Here is a 21597-nt window from a genome sequence, read left to right on the forward strand (position 1 = left end):
CGCCGGCGTCCATGCCCTTGCGCATCAGATAGATCAGCACGCCCGGGTCGATGGTGCCGCAGCGGGTGCCCATCGGCAGGCCATCCAGGGCGGTGAAGCCCATGGTGCTGTCGACGCTGCGCCCGCCATGGATCGCGCACATGCTGGCGCCGCTGCCGAGATGGGCGACGACCACCCGCGAATCACCCAGTTCCGGCGCGATCTCCGGCAGGCGGCGGGCGATGTACTCGTAGGACAGGCCGTGGAAGCCGTAGCGGCGGACGCCCTCCTCCGTCAGCTCCCGCGGGATGGCGAAGGTCTGCGCCTGCCAGGGCTGGTTGCGGTGGAAGGCGGTGTCGAAGCAGGCGACCTGCGGCAACTCCGGATGCGCCTCGGCCAGCGCGCGGATGGCGGCCATGTTGTGCGGCTGGTGCAGCGGGGCGAGCGGGACCAGACCGTCCAACTCGTCCAGCAGAGCCGGGGTCAGCAGCACCGGGGCGGCGTGGCGGACGCCGCCATGCACCACCCGGTGGCCGGCGGCGATCAGCGTCGCCCCTTCCAGCCGTTCCTCGATCCAGTCGAGCAGGTAGGACAGCAGCGCCGTGCGGTCGCTGGCCTCCCCCGCTCCCCAGCTCTTTTCGGCGAGCGGGCGGCGCTGGGCGTCCTTGGCTTCGAACACCGGCTGGGTGCCGATGCCCGAGATCTGGCCGTTGATGGCGACCACCGGATCCCCGCCGCCATGATCCCGGAACACCGAGAATTTCAGGCTGGAGGAACCGGCATTGATGACGAGGATCGCGTTGGACATATGCCCTGCCCTCCTCACTCGGCCGCAGCGGCGGCACCGCGGCGGCGGGCGGCGGCCGACAGGACGGCCACGGCGCAGGACGCCAGACGGGTGCGTACGTTGTCGGCGCGGCTGGTCAGGATGATCGGCACGCGGGCCCCCAGAACGATGCCGGCGGCATCGGCATGGGCCAGGAAGGACAGCTGCTTGGCCAACATGTTGCCGGCTTCCAGGTCGGGGACCAGCAGGATGTCGGCCTGGCCGGCCACCTCGGACTTGATGCCCTTGGTGATGGCGGCCTCGCGGCTGATCGCGTTGTCGAAGGCGAGCGGGCCGTCGAGGATGCCGCCGGTGATCTGGCCGCGGTCGGCCATCTTGCAGAGCGCGGCGGCTTCCAGCGTCGAGGCGATCTTGGTGTTGATGGTCTCGACGGCCGACAGGATGGCGACGCGCGGAACCTCGGTCCCCAGCACCTTGGCGAGGTCGATGGCGTTCTGGACGATGCTGACCTTGTCCTCCAGCGTCGGGTAGATGTTGATCGCCGCATCGGTGATCAGCAGCGGACGCGGATAGGTCGGGACGTTCATCACGAAGACGTGGCTCAGGCGGCGGCCGGTGCGCAGGCCGGTCTCCTTCCGCACCACCTCGCCCATCAGTTCGTCGGTGTGCAGGCTGCCCTTCATCACCGCCTCACACTCGCCGGTACGGGCCAGCCGCACGCCGGTCTCGGCGGAGGCATGGCTGTGGGCGACGTCGACGATGCGGTAGCGGGAGATGTCGAGACCGCAGGCGTCGGCGACGGAGCGGATCTTGGATTCCGGACCGACCAGCACCGGATCGATCAGGTTGGCCTCGGCAGCCTCGACGGCGCCGCGCAGCGAGCTTTCGTCGCAGGGATGGACGACGGCGGTCGGCACCGGCGGCAGCGACTCGCACTTCTTCAGCATCAGTTCGTGGCCGTCATGGCGGATCACCTGCACCTGCGGCAGTTCCGCCGCGGCGCGGCAGAACTTTTCCGTCGGGGCGATCACCTCGGCGACGCCGGTCGCGACCGTCTTGCCGTCCTGGTTGGCGGCGAGGCAGTCGAAGACGACCGTCTTGCGCTCCGCATCCTTGGACTTGGCGGTGACCGTCACGGTGACGATGTCGCCCAGCAGGACCGGACGCTCGAAGCGCAGATCCTGGCCGACATACACGGTGCCTGGGCCGGGCAGCAGCGTGCCGAGAACCGCGGAGATCAGCGAACCGGACCACATGCCGTGCCCGACCACCTTGTGGTCGGCGGTGTAGTTCTCGTCCACATGGGACGGGTTGAGGTCGCCGGACACCGTCGCGAACAGCTCGATGTCGGACATGGTCAGCCGGCGCGACAGGCTGGCCTGCTGGCCGATGCGGATTTCCTCGAACGTGACGTTTTCGATCATGGGGCTGCCGTTCTTGCCGGTCGGAACGATGCCGCTGCGGCCCGCCGGAGCGGCGGAGAAGGCGGCGGTGACGGTGTCCATCTCAAAGCTCCTCAAAAGGATCGCGGCGCCCGACCAACGGGCCGCCGGACGGACGAAAGCCCGTCCGCAGGCGAACCCGTATGCCGGAGACCGGGACGGATGCCCCTGGGATGGGGCACCCGTCGCCGCGGCAGGCCGTATCCTCCCGATCCCGGTTCCCGTGCCGCGGCGCCCGCTGGGGCAGGCCGACGGCGGCGGGCCGGAACCCGTCTTGTTGGGTCCCGCCGAAGCGGAACCGTCACTCTCCAAGGATTTTCCAAGGAGTGTGCTTGTGCGAAAGAAATAGCCCCCATGGGCAGGGGACCCAATGACCTACATCAATAAAGTTACCAAGCTATTGTTGCAGCTGGGTTACTGAGTTCGTTTCGGAGCGGTGAGCGGCCGCAGCATAACCGAAACTTTCGCGTCCGCGGACGAGAAAAGCGGACCCGTGGGGAAAACTGCTCCCATTGCGCGCTGCGGCATAGCCGACGTGGCGGCAAGGACCGGACTGCGGGTGCCTGGCCGTCCGTTCACTCCGCGGCAGCTGCGCAGGGGCAATGCTGCACGAGGCGCGGGACGCTGACGGTAAAGACGGTGCCGTGCCCCACCCGCGACCGCACGGCGACGGGATGGTCCAGCATCTGGGCCATGCGGCGGACGATCGACAGCCCCAGGCCCAGGCCGCGCCCGCTGTCGCGTTGGTCGGTGCCGCAGCGGTAGAAATCCTCGAAGATCGCCGTCATCTCGGCTTCGGCGATGCCGGGACCGGTGTCCCAAACCTCGATGGACAGGCGGTCGCCGCCTTCGCCCTCGCAGCGGCGGCGGCAGCCCAGCAGGATCCGCCCTTCGGTGGTGTAGCGCAGGGCATTGACCAGCAGGTTGCGCACCATCCGCTCCAGCAGGATCGGGTCGCTGCGCACGCGCACCGAACAGGGCACCACCCGCAACTCCAGTCCGCGGTCGATGGCCTGATCGCCGATCTCGATGGACAGCCGTCCGAGGATGTCCTGCACGTCGAAATCGACGACCCGCGGCTTCACGTTGCCGACCTCCAGCGCGGAGGTATCGAGGAGGGTGGACAGCAGCGTGTTGCCGGCGCTCAGCGCCTCGCCAAGCTTGTTCGCCACCTCCACCTGCTGGGGATCGTCCAGCTTGCTCAACAGGATGTGATGGAACAGGCTCATCGCCTGGAAGGGCTGGCGCAGGTCGTGGCTGGCTGCGGCCAGGAAACGGCTCTTGGCTTGGTTAGCGCGCTCCGCCTCGGCATGGGCGCGGGCAAGGGCCTCGCGGATTTCGACCGACTCCGTCATGTCGACCGCGGCACAGATGATGCCGCAGACCGCCCCGGTGTCGTCGCGCATCGGTTCCACCGACAGGTCCAGCGCGCGGCGGATGCCGTTATAGGTCATCTCCACTTCGCAGCGGGCGCCGATCCCGCGCTCCATCACCGACCGCTTTACCGAAATCAGCCGGTCGGCGTCCTGCGGGAACAGCTCGGCGTCGGTACGGCCGATCATGCGTTCCGGACGGAAGTCCGGCTGCGGGCAATAGACCCACAGATGCCGCAGGTCGAGGTCCTGGGTGAACAGCGTCACCTTGGAATAGCGCAGGGCCATCCGGAACCGCTCCTCGCTTTCACGCAAAGCGCGGGCCATGGCGGCGCGGGCGCGCGCCTCGGTGCGCAGCAGGCGCTTCGTCCGCGCCTCGCGCAGCACATAGGCCACCGCGCCGGCGGTCAGAAGGAGCCCGCCGATCAGCATGGTCCAGGCCAGCCGGTCGTCGGCGCTGAACAGCCGCACGGCCCCCGGCACCACGTACAGCCGCCACACCCGACCGCCATAGGCGATGTCGCGGACGATGGCCCGCGTTGCCGCCTCCCCGTTCAGCTGCTCCACCGTCAACGGCCGGATCGGAGGATGCGGAAGCTCGCCGGGACGGCTCAACGCCCCTTCGGCGGCAAGCAGCCGCGGTGTTCCCGCCTTCGGGTCCAGCAGATAGGCGTCGCCAACGGTCAGCCCCACCCGCAGAACCGCATCGCGCAGCAACTGGTCGACGTCGAAGCTGGTCCACAGGAAGCCGGTCAGGACATCGCAGACCGTTCGTGCGGCGAACCGCTCCTCCCCGGCATCGACGTCGCGCGAATAGACCGGCAGGTAGATCAGCGCGGAATCCGGGCCGAATTCCGCCCGCAGCGGCTCTCCTTCGGCCGCGACCACGCGATTGGCGGCACAGGATCGGACCAGCACGTCGCGCTGCCCGGGCAGGCTGGCCATATCCAGACCGATCAGGCTGGCCGCCGATTTGGGTTCGGCAAGCACATTCACGAACCGGTCGGCGCCGGGTTCCAGCTCCGCGTCCTCGGCGGCATAGCGGACGGCGAAGGACGTGTGGCCGGCCGACCGCATCGCCCGCTCCAGCAGCGGCAGGTCGCGTTCGGCCATCCGCCGTGACCAGACGACGGCGCGGAGATTGGGATAGAGCGGAAGCAGGGGTTCGGCCGCCGAGGAGAAGCTCGCCTCCGTCACCGGCTCCGGTCCGGCCATGGGGCCGCTCAGCGCCCGCAGAAGGACGCTCTGATGGTCGAAGCGGGTCTTGAGTTCATCGTGGAGTTGGATCGCTTGGCGGTCGGCCAGGGCATGTTCGGCATCGCTGGTCGCGGCACGGATCAGAAGGAAAGCACTGAGGGATAGGAACAGGCCGGCAAAGACGATGGCTGGAACTGCCGTGCCCGCCCGTCCGTCTCCCCGATATCGCCGGTTCATCCGATAGCCCTCCGTCCCGCCCATACCCGATCATAGCGAGGGAAAGACATAAATGGGTATGTGAAAGATCCCACTCAAACGAAAGAGGGATGCGGTTCTAACCATCGGGGGATCGGAAAGCATCGAAAGAAGGGATCGCCGAGAGATCTCTGTCGCATTTTGCCGCATTCTTGCGGCCTCTGTTTCAGAAAAGTCATTGCGCTTCAGAAACGATTAACACCCCCTTCCTCTACCCTTCACATGCCCTGCCGAATCACCGCAGATTTAGAGTCAATATTATCAAAGCGGATCGCGCCCAAGCAGGCGGATGACCGCCGCACGCAAAGCGAGCGGTGCCACCGGCTTGTGGAGCAGCGGATAGCCGGACAGGCGCGCCTCGCGCAGACGCTTGGGATCGGTATCGCCGGTCAGGATCATGCCGGGCACCGGACGGTCGAACAGCTTGGCGATCTGACGGATGGCGACGATGCCATTTGCAGCTCCCTTCAGCCGCAGGTCGGAAATGATGAGGTCGAATCGGTCAGGCGTCGGGCCGATCCGTTCGACGGCGGCGTCATAGGATTCCGCACCCACCACGCTGCACCCCCACTGGCTCAGCAGCGCTTCCAGTGCCGCCAGCACCATCGGATCGTCCTCGATCACCAGGATGCGGGTCCGGCTGATGTCGGCCGCACCGCTGTCCGGCGCGGCTGCGGCAGGCGGCTCCTCCCTGTCGCCACTTTCCGCCGCCTCGACGGAGCGTGGAACGATCACCGCGAAGACGGTGCCCCGCCCTTCCGCCGAACACACCTCCAGTCCGAAGCCGAGTTTGCGTGCCAAGCCGCGGACCAGCGTCAGGTCCAGCCCCAGAGTGCTGGAGCCCTCCCCGGCCGGACGCGCCAGTTCCGCCCTCAGCGCCTCCAACCGCTGCGGGGACAGACCGCGTCCACTGTCCCACACCTCGATCCGCAGGCAGTCGCCGCGGGTGCGGCAACCGACCAGAACCCGGCCATGCACCGTAACGCGCAGGGCATTGGCGACCAGCCCATGCAGCAGGCGCTCCAGCAGCGCGGAGTCGGTCCGCACCATCGCCGAACAGGGCATTACGCTGAAGCGCACCCCGCGGTCGGCGAAGCGCGGCGCCACGTCCAGCGCAAGCCGCATCAGGACCCCGTTGACGGCGTGGGTACGGACGTCCGGCTCGACCAGACCGCTTTCCAGGCGGACCAGATCGAAATGACCATCCACCATGCTGCGCATGGACTCCACCGCCTGGGCCATCGAGTGAAGCAGGTCGCGCCCCGACCGCTCCGCCGCGCCCGTGCGGCCCTCCTTCAACCGGCCGTCCAGCGTGCCGATCAGCAGGGACAGTGCCGCCAGGGGCTGGCGCAGGTCGTGGCTCGCCGCAGCGAACAGGCGCCCCGCCGGGTCGCGCATCGGCGGTACGGCCGGGACCGGGGCGGGAATGTCCACGGATGCGGAAGTCGAGACGGGGTGGGTGGTGGAGGATGTGAGGTCGGCGAGCCACCACACCGCCCCGCCACCGGCCAGCGGGACAACCATGCGCGCCGGCCCGGCCCGCTCCTCCAGGTCGGCGGACGGCATCCCGGCCGCAAGGCGGCCGTCCAGACCCGGCAAGGCTTCGGCCGCCGGAGACCAGTCGGCCAGCCGCCCGTCTAGGCCGAACACCAGAATCGGCGGCGCCGAGCAGTCGGCATCGTCTTGGCTGCCGTTCATGGCCACACCTGCATCCAAACCATAACGCCCCGGCATCGATCACGCTGTGGAGTTACCAGAGTATGGAAACCATCGCCCGCTGCAAAGCCCGCCATTGGGCAGAGCTTACGCGAAGATCATGACGCACCGCGCAATCATACCTTTTGTTGCTTTTTCGGTAAATTCCATGGACTCCACCTGCAAAGGAGGCTTTCTGTTACAATTCGACAAATAATCGTCGCCATTCCAGGCTTGGCCTTCAGCGTTTTTTAGGAATGGGCCGCAATGATGGTTGGATGGAATGCGACGCGCAGACTTGTGACGACGGGGAAAGCGGCCGGGCGACGGCCGGGAAAGTCCTGCCCGATGATCTTTTCCTGTCGGCAATGATGCGGCTGCCGGTCGCGGTCGCCCTTCTCAAGGCCCACCGCGACTGCACCGGCGCGCTGACGGACCTCGAATGGCGGTCGGCCAACGCGGCAGCGGAACGGCTGCTGGGCGCCGCCCCTCTGGCCGGGCGCCGGCTGCGCGGCGGTGCGACCGACGCCGCCTGCCCCGGACTGTTCGCGGTGCTGGCGGACGCCCTGCATGAACCGGTGGAGCGGACGGTCGCGGCGCGGCGCGGCGGCATTCCCGTGCGCTGGCGGGTGGTGGCTGCCCCGGCGCCCGGCGGCCTCAGCGCGATCCTGACCGACCTGGGCCCGGAGGCGCCCTCCGTGGCCGAAGCGCTTGCAGAAAGCCTGACCGCCGCGCTGGAGCACAGTGCCGAGAGCTTCGCCCTGTTCGACCATGACGACCGCCTCGTCCACGCCAACAGCCGGTTGAAGAGCGACCTGCCCGCGCTGGCCGACCGGCTGGTCCCCGGCGTGCCCTTCGAGGAGCTGGCCCGCAGCTTCGCCCTGTCCGATCCCCGCCTGACCACGGAGGAGGAGCGCGCGACATGGCTGAGGGTGCGGCTGGAGCGGCATCGCCGGCTGGAGCCGCCGGTGGTCGTGCCGCTGCCTGACGGGCGCTGGCTGCTCAGCCGTGAACATGCGGTGCCCGGCGGCGTGCTGGTCCACTACACCGACGTCACCACGCTGAAGCTGAACGAGGAACGGATGCGCGTCCGCGAAGCGGAGGCGCGCGCCGCCCGCAGCGAGGCGGAAAGCGCCAATCGCGCCAAGAGCGCCTTCCTGGCGCAGATGAGCCACGAGTTGCGGACGCCCCTGAACGCCGTCCTGGGCTTTTCCGAGATGCTGCTGTCGGAGCCGTTCGGGCCGCTGGGCAACCCGCGCTACCGCAGCTATGCCGGCGATATCCGCGATGCCGGGAGCCATCTGCTGGCCCTGATCGACGATATCCTGGAGTTGTCGCGCCTGGACGGCACCATGCCGATGGCCGAGGAGGGGGTGGATCTGGACGCCCTGTCGCTCAAGGTCGCCGCAGCCCTGCAGGAGGTCGCGGCGGAGGGCGAGGTCCGCCTGCGCCGCGACGTGCCGGCCGATCTGCCGCTTCTGCAGGGCGACGCCCAGGCGCTGACCCAGATGCTGACCAATCTGCTGTCGAACGCGGTCACCCACACCCGGCCGGGCGGCGAGGTGGTGCTGACGGCACAACTGATGCCGGACGGCGGGATCGGGCTGATGGTGGCCGACACCGGCGTCGGCATCCCGACCGCCGAACTTCCCCGCATCCTCCACCCTTTCGAGCTGCAGGATTCCACCATCGCCCGCAATTCCCGCGGGACCGGGCTGGGCCTGCCGATCGTCAAGCGGCTGGCTGAAATGCATGGCGGCCGGCTGGAGCTGACCAGCGAGCCGGGAGTCGGCACCGCCGCCGTTCTGGTGTTCCCCGCCGACCGCAGCCTGCCGCGCGACCGTTGCAGGCCGGCTCCCCTGCCCCCGGTCGTCATTCCGGGCTGAGGGGGCCAAACCGAGTTGCCCGGACCGCGTCGGGTTCGGACCGGGCGCGGCCTTTCATACTCTTTTTGCCCCTTGGCGCCGGGGGGCGGACGCGGCATTGTGCTCCCATCGTTCCTGAACCGTTCTATTTTCCAGTGGTGGCGCAGCGCCAATGAGCGACGACCTTGCCGTTCCGGCTTCCGATGGTGAAACCGCCCTGTCCGCCGGCGGAGCGGTGCCGATCTTCCGTGGCGTGCGGCGGGCGCTGGCGATGCGCGGCTATGCCACCCTGACCGAATTCCGGCTGGCGAGCGGACGGCGGGCCGACGTGCTGGCCATCGACGAGTCCGGCTGCATCCTGATCGTCGAGGTGAAGAGCGGCGTTCCCGACTTCCGGTCCGACCAGAAATGGCAGGAGTATCGCGAATGGTGCGATGCCTTCTATTTCGCGGTCGACGACGGGTTCCCGACCGAACTGATCCCGGAGGATTGCGGGCTGATGGTCGCCGACGCTTACGGCGCCGAGGTCCTGCGCGAGGCGCCGGTCAGCAAGCTGGCTGCCGCCCGCCGCAAGACCCTACTGCTGCGCGCGGCCATGACCGGCGCCGGGCGCCTGCACCGGATCGAGGATCCGATGTTCACCCAGGCCTCTCCGACCGTGTGACGCCGCCCCCTTACGACACTGTCTCATGGTGTGGGTGCGCACCGCCTGCGAAGCGGCTAGACTGCGGTCCTGTCATCAACCGGGAAGAGCGGACCGGCATGCCCCCCTTGCACATCCTGCTGGCGGAAGACGAGACGGTCACCCGCCTTGCCGCCCGCGCCCTGCTGGAACGTGCCGGCCATCGGGTCGTGGCGGTGGAGGATGGCCCGGCCGCCGTCGCGGCCGCCGCGCAGATCGCCTTCGACCTGATCCTGATGGATTTGGGGTTGCCCAGCCTGCCCGGCGACGAGGCCGTGCGCGCCATCCGCAACCGGCCGGCCGGCGGCACCCCGCGGATCCTGATGCTGACGGCCAGCATCACCGCCGATGGCCGCGACCGCTGCGCCGGCTGCGGTGCCGACGGCATCCTGGCGAAACCCCTGAAGCTGGACGCCCTGGCCGCCGCACTGGCCGGCTCGCCGCAAGCGACCCCGCCGGTGGACGAGCCTGATTTCGACGAAAGCGCCATTGCGACGATGCGGGACATGCTGCCGCCCGACCGCACCGCCGAGTTGATCGGCAAGACGGCGGCCGTGCTGCGCCAGCACGATCAGACGCTCGGCGAAGCCTTGCGGAACGGGGATCGGATGACTGCCGGGGCGATGGCGCACAAGATCGCCGGCGTGTCGGGCCAGTATGGCTGCCTCGCCCTGCGTCGCGCTGCCCGCGCACTGGAGGCGGCGTTGGAGGACGGCAGCGGTGCCGACCTGCCGCGGCGGATGGCCCATCTGACCGGCGCAATGGCGCCGGCGCTGGCGTTTCTGGATCGTTGGGCTGTGGTGGCGGCGCGGGGGTGATCCCCCCGCCCCGTTCCGCGATGGGCGCCGGTCAGCCGCGCTCGCCGGGCGACACGGCAACGCAATGGTGGCCGTGCTTCGTAAGGACCGCGCAGGCCTTGCGCGCATCCTTCTCGTCAAGACCGGTCAGGCGGGCGCGATAGACGGTGTCCTTGCCGGCCTTCGCCTCCACCACGCTGGCCTTGGCCGCGCGCAGGATGAAGGGAGCCTGCTTGACCGCCTGGCTGACCGCCTTGTTGCCGGCCGCACGGCTGGAGAAGGCGCCGACCTGGACACCCCAATGCGAACCGGCCTCTCGGGTGGCCTTGCTCTCCCGCGCCGGAGCGGCGGGAACCGCGGCCATCTGCACGGCGGCGCGCACCGGCTTGGCCTTCACCACCGGCTCGTCGTCGTCATCCCCCTCGCCGTCGACAGCGTCGGAGCGCGTGGTGTCGAGGCTGGCCATCACCGGACCATCGTCGCGGCCATGGCTGGGCCGGCCGAAGGCCTGGTCGAGCAGCGCCGCCATCTTGTTGTCGCGCGACCCGGCGGACTTGCCGCCCATCACCACGCCGACCAGCCGACGCCCGTCCCGCACCGCTGATGCGGCGAGGTTGAAGCCGGAGGCCACGGTGTAGCCGGTCTTGATGCCGTCCATGCCTTCGTAGCGGGACATCAGGTGGTTGTGGTTGGCCAGCGTGCGGCCGCCATAGACGAAATTGCGGCGGCTGAAATAGGGATAGTATTTGGCGTGGTCGCGCATCAGGGCGCGGGACAGCGCGGCATAGTCGCGGGCGGTCGTCACCTGCTCCATGTTCGGCAGGCCCGACGCGTTGCGGTAGACGGTGCGGCGCATGCCCAGTTCGCGCGCCTTGCGCGTCATCATCTCGGCAAAGCGGGATTCGGTGCCGCCCAGCGCTTCCGCCAGGACGACGGCGGCGTCGTTGGCCGACTTGGTGACGAGACCGAGGATCGCGGTTTCGACCTTCAGCGTCTGCCCGGCACGCAGGCCGAGCTTGGTCGGCGACATGCTCTCCGCGAAGGAGGAAACCGGCAACTGCTGGTCGAGGGACAGGCGACCGTCCTCCAGCGCGTCGAAGGCGAGATACAGCGTCATCATCTTGGTCAGCGACGCCGGATGGACGATGGCGTCGGCGTCCTGGTCGATCAGCACCTGCCCGGTCCGGGCATCGACCACGATGGCCGCGGCCTTCGCCGCCAGCGCTTCGGCCGCCGAAAGGCCCGACCCGACGGCCACCATGCCCAGCAGCGCGGCCGCCGCGAGGAAATGGCGTCCCACACCCGCCGAACTCCGCCCGCCGGCCGTGTCCGTTCCGCGAAAGGCGAACGGAAACAATCCGTTACGAACGGTGTTGCGCGTTACACTCATGATGGCCCCGCCAACCGCTAGATTTTGGTGCTTGGTTCAATGGTAAATTCGTGCGAAATCAGTGTCTAGCAGGAATTCGTTAATTTCTTGCTTTGGCTTTTGGCAGTGTCTGTGACCAAAATGGCAGGTCCTGGCTGACGGAGGATGGCGGGGAAGACCGCGGAGGACGGCACGCAAGCGGAGGGGTTACGGCATGGGGGCAGACGGATTACCGGCGCCCTCCGATCGGCCGGGGCCCGGCGATCGGGCTTGCCGCCGCGACCTGCGCCCTCCACCTACCAGGGGCCGCTGACGCGAGGCAAGCGACAATGAGCCGTGGTCATCAAAGAAGCGTCCCGGACACAAGCGTACCGGGAACAACCGTTCCGGCCGACGCCTTTTCCCCCAGGGGCCTTCGCCGCGGCCTCTCCCGCCGTGCAACCGCGGCCCGCCTGGCGGCATCCGTGGCGGCATCCCTGCTGGCGCTCGCCGGCTGCAGCTCCGCCGGGCCGACCGACAATCCGGTGGCGCGCAAGCTGACCTGGTTCAGCTATCTCAACGGCGACGACCTGAGGACCCGCTGCGGCAAGGACGGGACCGACCGCTTCCGCCTGATCTTCAACGCCGATTACAATCGTCATGTGCGGACATACGACGTCGTCGGCGATCCCGAGCGCGGCGGTGCCGCGGTGGAGGCGCATGTGATCGAGGCGACCGACCTCGCCCGCATCACGCCGGCCGATCCCTTCTCCGCCGCCCGCGGCCGCAAGGCGACGCTGCAACTGAGCGCCGCGCAGTATGACAGCTTCATCGGCCGCCTGCGCGAGGATGGGGCGTTCGACCCGCCGCCGCATGGGCTGCGGCTTCCGTCGAACGGCTTTTATTGGCTGATCAACGGTTGCCGTTCCGGGCAGTGGTTCTTCACCGCCTACCCTTACCCGTCCAGCCGCTTCACCGACGCCCGGTTCCCGGAGCTTCTGCGCAGCATCGACCCGACCGGCGTCGCCTATCCCGGCCTGCCGGAGCCGGAGGACGCGCCGCGCACCCTGCCCTCCTCCGGCCAGTTGGCGGACGGCGGCGTGTTCTTCGAGGTCCAGGTCGGCCGCAACGGGCAGGGCCACTATGGGCTGGTCGGCCCGACCGCCCCCTTCGGGGCGCTGATGCTCGGCGCCCTTCCGGAGGACTGAACCGCTCAGGCCGGCTCCTCGGCCGGTTGTTCGGTGATCAGGCGCGGGCGCAGGTTGTCGGGCACCAGGGTCTCGACCCACGGGCCGTCCGGCATGCGGCGGGCCAGCTCCGTCAGGTTGCGGTTCCACCACTGGCGCTGTTCGCTGAGGTCGTCATAATCGTAGTTCGACTGGCGCCAGCTGCGCGATTCCGCATGGTAGGACACCATGTCGATGGGAAAGCCGACGTCGTTGCTGGAAAAGCGGGTGCTGTCGAAGGACAGGTAGGCCAGCTTCAGCGCCGTCTGCATGTCGGTGCCGTAGGTCAGGGCCCGGTCCAGGATCGGCTTGCCGTAGGCGGTGGCGCCGATCGACAGGTATGGCGTGCGCTCGTCCACCTCGATCCAGTTGCCTTCCGGATAGACCAGGAACATGTAGGGCTCCCGGTCCTCGGCCAGCTGACCGCCGATGATGGCATGCAGGTTGAAGTGCAGCTTCGACGCCTCCAGCGACTCCTTATCCTCCGCGGCGACTTGCCGCAGGCAGGCGGTGAAGGCCGAAACCGCGTCCAGCATGGTCGAGTATGCCTCGCCCCGGCGCTTCTGCATGTCGCGGCGGAGATAGGCCAGCGTCTTGTCGCGCACGCTGCGCAGGCCGGAATTCATGATGAAGAAGCGGTCGCCGCCGCTGCCCATCATCGTCACCTTGCGGGCCGAGGAAAGCTGCGACCCGCTGGTGATGCGGCCGTCCGACAGACCGATCAGGCCGTCGCGTGTCTTGATGCCAAGGCAATAGGTCATGATCGAAGGGGTCCCGAAGATGCGGCCTGGAGAGCGGGCGGCCGGGGGCGCCGCGTCCAAGCGCCGCACCTGACCATTGGCCGAGGCGATTCACCCCCACGGCCACGCTACACTTGTCCCACCGCCGGTAAATCCTTCGTTAAGGAGTTGCTTCATTGAGGAGTTGCCGCCGGTTCCGCGACCACAGCACCCGCCGGCAACGTCCGCGATGCCGTGCTCGCCGGATATTCACGCGATCGGGGTGTGGTGCGGCGCAAAAGTATAGGCCGGATACTTGCCGAACGGACTGTTGACAGCGCCCCCTGCCTAGCCCATAAAATCCTCATATTGCAGTGCAGCATTCCTGAGGCCGGATTGCGGCTTCGGGAACCGGCTGGACCGGATGCACAACGTATAAACGCAACGCAAACCGCTGCCGGCAGGCTTGTGCCCCGCTTCGCGGCGGCCGGGCCCATCGTCCAAACGTCGGCATCAGCCAGGAAGGAACGCGCGTCATGAACCAGTTCACGCCGAAGTCGCTCGAGAACGTCGCCGCCCAGGCGAAGGAGCAGTATGAAGGTCTGGTGAAGGCCGGGCAGGAGCAGACGGTCAAGCAGTTCGAGCAGACCGCGACCGCCGCCAAGGAGCAGTTCGAGAAGACCGCCGCCCAGATGCTGAAGAGCTACGAGGACCTGCAGGCCACCGGCAAGGCCAATGTCGAGGCCCTGATCGCCAGCAGCACCATCGCCGCCAAGGGCGCCGAGGATCTGGGCCGCGAGGTCGTCGCCTACGGCCAGTCGGCGCTGGACAAGTCGATCACCACCGGCAAGGCCCTGCTGGCCGCCAAGACCCTGCAGGAAGTCGTCGAGCTGCAGAACGATTTCCTGAAGTCGAGCTTCGACGCGATGCTGGCCGAGACCAGCCGCCTGCAGGAGCTGACCACCAAGGTCACCAACGAGGCGCTGGCCCCGCTGAACGCCCGCGTCACCGCCACGGTGGAGACCTTCTCCAAGCCGATCGCCGCCTGATCGATCCGATCCGATAGATCCTGACGGCCGGGGTTCAGCCATGGACCCCGGCTTCGCAATCGGCCCGGCAACCTCCACGCGGTTGCCGGGCCGATTGCGTTCCAACGAGGCATGGCTTGCAGGCCGGGTTTTTTGTGCAGTGCACAATATCTCATTGACTCAGAGCCCGGCCTCCCTTACATTCCGCTTATGTTGCAATGCAGCATATCTCGGGCGCCCGCCCAAACGGGGTCCGAGGGTTTCAACCCACTCCGCACCCGGTCGCCGAATCGTCGGGGCCGCGCGGTTGACCCCTGAGAGAGCGCGAGGAGCATAGCCATGTCCGACCAGATCACCGCCGTCACCAAGTCCGTCGAAGACGCCATCGCCACCGCCAAGCAGAACCTGGAAGGCCTCGTGAAGGCCCAGCAGGAGCAGGTCGAAAAGGCCTCCGCCCAGGTGCTGAAGGGCTATGACGAGCTGACCGTGCTGACCAAGCAGAACGTCGACGCCTTCGTGAAGTCCGGCACCGTCGTCGCCAAGGGCGCGGAAGAGGCCGGCAAGCAGGTCGCCGCCTTCACCCAGTCCTCGCTGGAGAAGAGCGTGTCGAACGCCAAGGCCCTGCTGGCGGTGAAGACGATCCAGGAACTGGTCGAGCTGCAGAACGCCTACGCCAAGGCCAGCATCGACGCGCTGGTGTCGGAAAGCACCAAGCTGCAGGAGCTGACCGTCAAGATCGCCAACCAGGCGCTGGCCCCGCTGAGCGCCCGCGTCAACGCCACGGTCGAGGTCCTGTCGAAGAAGGCCGCCTGACCGACGGAACCGGTCGGGCCTTGACCGGCCTGCCGATTGTTCCCAGGTGATGGCCCGCATTGCGGCGGCCCGGCATCCCGGACAGGGATGCCGGGCCATTTTGCGTTCGCTGTCCACCGAATCCCCGCGGTGCCGCGGAAAAGGGCTAGGGTTTTCCGCCGATTGCGGCCCGATCGAAAGCGATGTCTCCTATTACGGGGTAGCGGGAGGTCCGGCGGACCAAAGGAGGGTCTGCCAAATGGAGGGTGACTGAAAACGGCCCCTTCCCACCGCGACCGAAATGCCCATATCATTCACATAGACAGTGCATCGCGATGACATTCGACTGGGACCATGGCCGACTCTGACAAGCAGGGCAACGACGGCACGAACAGCGGCGTGGTCGTAAAGGCCAAGCCAAAGACCAAAAAGCCGTCGATGTATAAGGTCTTGATGTTGAACGACGATTACACTCCCATGGAGTTCGTCGTTCTCGTTCTCGAACGCTTCTTCAGCAAATCGCGGGAGGAAGCGACACAGATCATGCTGCATGTGCACCGGCGGGGTGTGGGGTTGTGCGGCGTGTTCACCTACGAGGTGGCGGAGACGAAAGTCACGCAGGTGATGGACTTTGCACGCCAGCACCAGCACCCGCTGCAATGCACGTTAGAAAAGGATTAGACCCACACATGCTGTCGCGTAACCTGGAACAGACGCTGCACCGAGCCCTGGCCCACGCGAACGAGCGCAGGCATGAATACGCGACGCTCGAACATCTGCTTCTCGCGTTGACCGAAGACTCCGATGCTACCGCCGTCTTGCGCGCTTGCGGGATCGACCTCGACCGACTGCGCGCGGAACTGTCGGATTACCTCGACAACGAACTTGCGAACCTTATCACGAACAGGCCCGATGACGCCAAGCCGACGGCTGGTTTCCAACGGGTTCTGCAGCGTGCGGCCATCCACGTCCAGTCGTCGGGACGTGAGGAGGTGACGGGAGCAAATGTCCTCGTCGCCTTGTTCTCTGAACGCGAGAGCCACGCGGTTTATTTCCTGCAGGAGCAGGAGATGACCCGGTTCGACGCGGTCAACTACATCTCTCACGGAATCGCGAAGGCTCCGGGCCGCTCGGAAACCAAGCGGGTCTCGGGCGCTGACGACGAGGCGGCGGCGGAGAAGGTCGTGAAAAAAGGCAGCGAAGCGCTCGAGGCTTACTGTGTCAACCTGAACAAGAAGGCGTCCGGCGGGAAGATCGATCCGCTGATCGGCCGGGAGCAGGAGGTCGAACGGACCATCCAGATCCTGTGCCGGCGGTCGAAGAACAATCCGCTGTATGTCGGCGACCCCGGTGTCGGCAAGACCGCCATCGCCGAGGGCCTGGCCCGCCGCATCGTCCAGCAGGAAGTGCCGGAGGTGCTGCGCAACGCCACCATCTTCGCGCTCGACATGGGCTCGCTGCTGGCCGGCACGCGCTACCGCGGCGATTTCGAGGAGCGGCTGAAGGCCGTCGTGTCGGAACTCGAGGCGACGGAGGGGGCCATCCTCTTCATCGACGAGATCCACACGGTGATCGGCGCCGGCGCCACCTCGGGCGGTGCGATGGATGCCTCGAACCTGCTGAAGCCGGCGCTGGCCTCCGGTTCGCTGCGCTGCATCGGGTCGACCACCTACAAGGAATACCGCAGCTACTTCGAGAAGGACCGGGCGCTGGTCCGCCGCTTCCAGAAGATCGACGTCAACGAGCCGTCGGTCGAGGATGCGATCAAGATCCTGCAAGGCCTGAAGCCCTACTACGAGAAGCACCACAAGGTCACCTACACCAACGACGCCATCCGCGTCGCGGTGGAGCTGTCGGCCAAGTACATCGGCGACCGCAAGCTGCCCGACAAGGCCATCGACATCATCGACGAGGTCGGTGCCGCGCAGATGCTGCTGCCGGAGAACAAACGCCGCAAGAAGATCGGCGTGAAGGACGTGGAGGCGGTGGTCGCCAAGATCGCCCGCATCCCGCCGAAGTCGGTCAGCCGCGACGACAAGGAAACGCTCCTCAACCTGGAGCGCGACCTGAAGACCATGGTCTTCGGCCAGAACAAGGCGATCGACGCGCTGGTCTCCGCCATCAAGCTGGCGAGGGCCGGCCTGCGCGAGCCGGAGAAGCCCATCGGCAACTACCTGTTCACCGGCCCGACCGGTGTCGGCAAGACCGAGGTGGCCCGCCAGCTCGCCATGACTCTCGGCATCGAGCTGACTCGCTTCGACATGTCGGAGTATATGGAGCGGCACACGGTGTCGCGCCTGATCGGCGCACCTCCGGGCTATGTCGGCTTCGACCAGGGCGGCATGCTGACCGACGCCATCGACCAGCACCCGCACTGCGTCCTGCTGCTGGACGAAATCGAGAAGGCCCACCCGGATCTGTTCAACATCCTGTTGCAGATCATGGACCACGGCAAGCTGACCGACCACAACGGCAAGATCGTCGACTTCCGCAACGTCATCCTGATCATGACCTCGAACGCCGGGGCCGCCGACATGGCCAAGCCCGCCATCGGCTTCGAGCGTGACCGCCGGGTCGGCGAGGACATCGAAGCGGTCGAGAAGATGTTCACGCCGGAGTTCCGCAACCGTCTCGACGCGATCATCCCGTTCGCGCCGCTGACTCAGGAGGTCATCAACCGCGTCGTCGACAAGTTCATCATGCAGATGGAAGCGCAGTTGGAAGACCGCGGCGTGTCCATCGAGCTGAACGAAGAGGCGCGCGAGTGGCTGGGCAAGAAGGGCTACGACCCGCTCTACGGCGCCCGTCCGCTTGGCCGCGTGATCCAGGAGTACATCAAGAAGCCGCTGGCGGAAGAGCTGCTGTTCGGCAAGCTCAGCAAGGGCGGCCTGGTCAAGGTCACCGTCAAGGACGACAAGCCGGCCTTCGACTATGCCGAGGGCAACCGGCCGAAGCGCACCTCCGGCGACGACGACGAGGAAATGGTGTCGGAGATGGTCGAATAACTCGGCTGCTCCGTTCCAAATCGTGAAAAAGGGGGGCCGTCCGCGGCCCCCCTTTCTGTTGTCCACCTGGCGGATGCGCTCTTTTGCATCGTCTCGTCACCGCGCGATACTTTTGCGCGAACGCCGGACTGCGCTATGGTCGGCACCATGACCGATCCCGCCGCCATGCAGTCCGCCGCCATGCAGTCCGCCGCCCAGCAGTCCGCAGATGCGCAGGCCCCCTTGCTGCCAGCGCCCGACGCGTTGCGCATCGCCTTCGCCTGCGCCGACACGGACGAGGCGCGCGCCGCCCGCACCCGGCTGGTCCACCGCTACGGCAACGCCACCCCGGACGAGGCCGACGTGATCGTGGCGCTGGGCGGCGATGGCTTCCTGTTGGAAACGCTGCACCGGGCACTCACCCGTGATCGCGAACAGCCGACACCGGTCTATGGCATGAACCGCGGGTCGGTCGGCTTCCTGCTGAACGCCTACCGCGAGGAGGATTTGGCGGAGCGCATCGTGGCATCGCAGCATGTCCGTCTGCACCCGCTGCGCATGATCGCCACCCGGGTGAATGGCGAGCGGGTGGAGGCGCTGGGCATCAACGAAGTGTCGCTCCTGCGCGAGACGCGGCAGGCGGCCAAGCTGCGCATCACGATCGACGGGGTGATCCGGCTGCCGGAGCTGATCTGCGACGGCGCCCTGGTGGCGACGCCGGCCGGCAGCACCGCCTACAACCTGTCGGCCCATGGCCCCATCGTGCCGCTGAACGCCGGCGTCCTGGCCCTGACCCCGATCAGCGCCTTCCGCCCGCGGCGCTGGCGTGGCGCCCTTCTGCCCCACGCCGCCCGGATCACCTTCGACGTTCTGGAAGAGGTGAAGCGCCCGGTCAGCGCCGTCGCCGACTTTACCGAGGTGCGCGAGGTTCTGCAGGTGGAGGTTCAGGAATGCCGCGAGGTCGGTCTGACCCTGCTGTTCGACCCGGAACTGAATTTCGAGGAACGCATCCTGAAGGAGCAGTTCGCGCCCTGACCCCTTACTCCCCCGCCCCTTTACGCCCGCCTTGCGACCCAGACGGCGGTCAGGTCGTCGCGCAGGGGCAGGCGGGTGCGGGCGTAGAAGCTGTCCATCATCGGGCCGAGCGGGTGCACGCGATCCTTGGCCAGCGCGTCGCGGACGAAGTCGGGCACGGCGTCCTGCCCCAGCGGGCCGAGTTCGTCGCCGCCGCATTCGATCAGCGCGTCGCTGTAGAGGAACAGGAAGCCGCCGCGCGGCAGGCGAAAGCTGTGGTCGACATACTGCGCCCGCCGCGAGGCCCCCAGCACCAGACCGGCCGAATCGAGCAGCCGGATGTCCGGCCCGTCGCCCTTCGTGCCGGCCGGCGTGCCCAGCACCGGGTTGGGCGACCCCGCCGCGGCGAAGGTCAGCGTGTCGGTGGCAAGGTCGAGGATGCCGAAGAAAGCGGTGGCGAACTGTCCTGTCGGCAGCACGTCCTTCAACGCGGCGTTCAGTTGCGCCAACCATTGCGACGGCGCCACATGATGCATGGGAAAGCGGTCGATCAGCGTGTGCAGGCGGAAGGTGTTGATCGCCGCGGTGATGCCATGCCCGGCGAAGTCGACCATCAGAAGCCCGAGCCGCCGGTCGCCCAGCGGGTAGAGCCCCCAGAAATCGCCGCCCAACTCCGACGATGTCTCGAAATGGGCGTCCAACGTCAGGCCGTAGCGGTCGGCCACCTCCGCCAGCCGGCGGCTTTCCGGCAGAAGCGAGGTCTGCATGGCGCGGGCATGCGAAAGCTCGCGCTGGACCCGCTCGCGGAAGGCGGCGAGATCGCTGAACAGCTTGCGCTTTTCCAGCTGATGGCGGACACGGGCGACGCATTCGCCGGGTTTGATCGGCTTGGAGATGAAATCGCTGCCGCCGGCCTCGAAACAGCGCACCTGCTCCTCGTCGCTGTCCAGCGCGGTCTGGAACAGGACCGGCAGCTCCTCATGCGTCGCGTTGCGGCGCAACGCCTCGCACATCTCCCAGCCGTTCATCACCGGCATGTCGACGTCGAGCAGGACGAGGTCGGGACGGAAGCGGTCAACGGCCGCCAGCCCTTCCCGGCCGTTCTCGGCGAAGGCGATGTCGGTGATGCCGGCGCGGCGGATCACCAGGGCCAGCGATTTGCGGTTGAACTCGTTGTCGTCGACGATCAGGACACGGCAGTCCGACAGCGACAGGGCGGGAACCGGCATGAAGGCTCCGTCAGCGGTCGAACTGAAGGACGGTGCAGCGCCCGCCGTCGGTCACCGTCACGCGGGAGGCCAGCGTGCGCATGAAGACGAAGCCCCGGCCCGACCGCGCCTTGTTGCCGGTGGTTGCCGGCGCGAGCGCGACGTCGAAACCGCCGCCCTGGTCCACCACGGCGATGGCGATGCTGCGCTCGTTCCAGCGGCAGAAGATGTCCAGCCGCCGCCGCACCACGGCAGGGTCGCCCAGCCGGTCGCGCATCATCTCGCCGAAGCGGCGATAGCCGCCGGGCTCACCCTTGACCGCGCTGGACAGGCCGAGATTGCCGTGGACGATAGCATTGGCGACCGCCTCGTGCAGGCAAAGCTCCACGTTGGACCGGCGCTGCGGGTCCAGCGCCCCGCGCCGGACCAGTTCGTCGCAGATCAGGACCGGACATTGCAGGCCATAGGCGCTGCCGGTGGTCAGCGACAGGTAGAATCCGGGCAGGCGCGGATGCTCCGCCGCCGGCGCGCCCGACCAGTCGTCCAGGAGCGCCGCGCATTCGTCGGTTCCCTCCCCCAACTCGACCGTCAGGAAGGGGCTGCGGTCGAAGGCGGCGCGCAGCCGGTCGCGGTCCGCCCGCTCGAGCAGTTGTGCCTCCACCGCCGGACAGACGCCCTCCGCAGCGTCCGGCAGGCAGGCCGTCCCGACCCCGGTGCCGTCGAAGCGGGAGAAGATCCGGGCGGCCATGTCCGCCGGCACACGGTCGCGCAGCACGCTGAACGCACGGAGCGCCGGTTCGGCCGGGCTGTCGGGAAGGGCGGCATCCATGGCGGCAATCTCCCCAGTGAAAGGGACCGGCGCTGCCGGCGGCGGAAGGCCGGCTGCCGGATGTTCAATATTCGAAGGTGATGATCTCGGACAGGCGGGCGAGCTCGATCGACCGCCTCACGTCGCCGGCCGCCCCGCGGACGATCAGCTTCGTGTTCCGGGTCTCCGCCTCTTCCTGCAGGATCAGCAGCATGCCGAGACCGGCGGAGTCGATGAACTCAAGCGCCGACAGGTCGAGCACGACCCGGCTGCCCCCCAGGTCCTGCAGCTGGGTCACGATATCGACCAGACGGTCGTGGTCAGTGAACTCCATCCGCCCGGACAGCCAGATCTCGGACTCCGCATCGGCTCTGATCGTCTTGAATTCCATACTTCCC

Annotated in this window: 18 protein-coding genes; 9 read left to right on the plus strand and 9 right to left on the minus strand. The window is 67.6% G+C overall.

Annotated elements, in window-relative coordinates:
- The 4 genes from VD964_RS02710 to VD964_RS02725 form a co-directional block, all read right to left on the minus strand.
- Window positions 1–787 (minus strand): acetate kinase (locus tag VD964_RS02710; RefSeq protein WP_324865303.1); only part of this gene is annotated, 787 nt, incomplete at its 3' end.
- A 14-nt stretch (window positions 788–801) separates the two neighbouring features.
- Window positions 802–2190 carry a bifunctional enoyl-CoA hydratase/phosphate acetyltransferase gene (locus VD964_RS02715; RefSeq protein ID WP_324865443.1) on the minus strand — a complete coding sequence of 463 codons (1389 nt, stop codon included), beginning with the start codon at window positions 2188–2190 and terminating at the stop codon, window positions 802–804.
- A 593-nt stretch (window positions 2191–2783) separates the two neighbouring features.
- Window positions 2784–5015, minus strand: coding sequence for an ATP-binding protein (locus VD964_RS02720; protein WP_324865305.1), 2232 nt, complete (start codon window positions 5013–5015; stop codon window positions 2784–2786).
- Window positions 5016–5294: 279 nt separating this feature from the next.
- Window positions 5295–6731 (minus strand): hybrid sensor histidine kinase/response regulator, encoded by a 1437-nt coding sequence (locus VD964_RS02725; RefSeq protein ID WP_324865307.1) that lies wholly within the window; start codon window positions 6729–6731, stop codon window positions 5295–5297.
- A gap of 275 nt (window positions 6732–7006) precedes the next feature.
- Here VD964_RS02725 and VD964_RS02730 point away from each other — a divergent pair, with 275 nt between their 5' ends.
- From VD964_RS02730 to VD964_RS02740, 3 genes are all read left to right on the plus strand, one after another.
- Window positions 7007–8614: a PAS domain-containing sensor histidine kinase gene (locus VD964_RS02730; protein WP_324865309.1), complete on the plus strand. Its 1608-nt coding sequence runs from the start codon at window positions 7007–7009 to the stop codon at window positions 8612–8614.
- A 151-nt stretch (window positions 8615–8765) separates the two neighbouring features.
- Window positions 8766–9257 (plus strand): MmcB family DNA repair protein, encoded by a 492-nt coding sequence (locus VD964_RS02735; RefSeq protein WP_324865311.1) that lies wholly within the window; start codon window positions 8766–8768, stop codon window positions 9255–9257.
- A 98-nt stretch (window positions 9258–9355) separates the two neighbouring features.
- The gene (locus VD964_RS02740; protein ID WP_324865313.1) at window positions 9356–10093 is read left to right on the plus strand and encodes a response regulator; all 738 of its coding nucleotides are present in this window, start codon (window positions 9356–9358) and stop codon (window positions 10091–10093) included.
- Window positions 10094–10124: 31 nt separating this feature from the next.
- Here VD964_RS02740 and VD964_RS02745 read toward each other — a convergent pair whose 3' ends face one another.
- On the minus strand, window positions 10125–11372 hold the full coding sequence (locus VD964_RS02745; RefSeq protein ID WP_324865315.1) for a D-alanyl-D-alanine carboxypeptidase family protein: 1248 nt from the start codon (window positions 11370–11372) through the stop codon (window positions 10125–10127).
- Window positions 11373–11905: 533 nt separating this feature from the next.
- Between VD964_RS02745 and VD964_RS02750 the strand changes: the two genes are divergently transcribed.
- Window positions 11906–12628, plus strand: coding sequence for a hypothetical protein (locus tag VD964_RS02750; protein WP_324865317.1), 723 nt, complete (start codon window positions 11906–11908; stop codon window positions 12626–12628).
- A 5-nt stretch (window positions 12629–12633) separates the two neighbouring features.
- Here the strand turns inward: VD964_RS02750 and VD964_RS02755 are convergent, their stop codons facing one another.
- Complete coding sequence (locus VD964_RS02755) at window positions 12634–13407, minus strand: peptidase (RefSeq protein WP_324865319.1); 774 nt, start codon at window positions 13405–13407, stop codon at window positions 12634–12636.
- A gap of 494 nt (window positions 13408–13901) precedes the next feature.
- On the opposite strand from VD964_RS02755, the gene VD964_RS02760 reads away from it, so the two are divergent.
- From VD964_RS02760 to VD964_RS02780, 5 genes are all read left to right on the plus strand, one after another.
- A complete protein-coding gene (locus VD964_RS02760) occupies window positions 13902–14414 on the plus strand; it encodes a TIGR01841 family phasin (RefSeq protein WP_324865321.1) in 513 nt (170 codons plus the stop codon).
- A 318-nt stretch (window positions 14415–14732) separates the two neighbouring features.
- Entirely contained in the window at window positions 14733–15206 is a 474-nt protein-coding gene (locus VD964_RS02765; protein WP_324865323.1) for a phasin family protein, read from the plus strand.
- A gap of 333 nt (window positions 15207–15539) precedes the next feature.
- Window positions 15540–15866 carry an ATP-dependent Clp protease adapter ClpS gene (clpS, locus tag VD964_RS02770; RefSeq protein ID WP_063633957.1) on the plus strand — a complete coding sequence of 109 codons (327 nt, stop codon included), beginning with the start codon at window positions 15540–15542 and terminating at the stop codon, window positions 15864–15866.
- 8 nt (window positions 15867–15874) lie between these two features.
- Window positions 15875–18190 (plus strand): ATP-dependent Clp protease ATP-binding subunit ClpA, encoded by a 2316-nt coding sequence (gene clpA, locus VD964_RS02775; protein WP_109075459.1) that lies wholly within the window; start codon window positions 15875–15877, stop codon window positions 18188–18190.
- Between the two features lie 135 nt (window positions 18191–18325).
- Window positions 18326–19204, plus strand: a complete 879-nt coding sequence (locus tag VD964_RS02780; RefSeq protein ID WP_324865328.1) for an NAD kinase — start codon at window positions 18326–18328, stop codon at window positions 19202–19204.
- Between the two features lie 20 nt (window positions 19205–19224).
- Here the strand turns inward: VD964_RS02780 and VD964_RS02785 are convergent, their stop codons facing one another.
- From VD964_RS02785 to VD964_RS02795, 3 genes are all read right to left on the minus strand, one after another.
- Window positions 19225–20412 carry a fused response regulator/phosphatase gene (locus VD964_RS02785; protein WP_324865330.1) on the minus strand — a complete coding sequence of 396 codons (1188 nt, stop codon included), beginning with the start codon at window positions 20410–20412 and terminating at the stop codon, window positions 19225–19227.
- Between the two features lie 10 nt (window positions 20413–20422).
- Window positions 20423–21220, minus strand: coding sequence for an ATP-binding protein (locus tag VD964_RS02790; protein WP_324865332.1), 798 nt, complete (start codon window positions 21218–21220; stop codon window positions 20423–20425).
- A gap of 64 nt (window positions 21221–21284) precedes the next feature.
- Window positions 21285–21590: an STAS domain-containing protein gene (locus tag VD964_RS02795; RefSeq protein WP_324865334.1), complete on the minus strand. Its 306-nt coding sequence runs from the start codon at window positions 21588–21590 to the stop codon at window positions 21285–21287.
- Between the last annotated feature and the right edge of the window lie 7 nt (window positions 21591–21597).

The sequence above is a fragment of the Azospirillum sp. genome (assembly GCF_035628975.1).
In the GTDB taxonomy this organism is placed as follows: domain Bacteria; phylum Pseudomonadota; class Alphaproteobacteria; order Azospirillales; family Azospirillaceae; genus Azospirillum.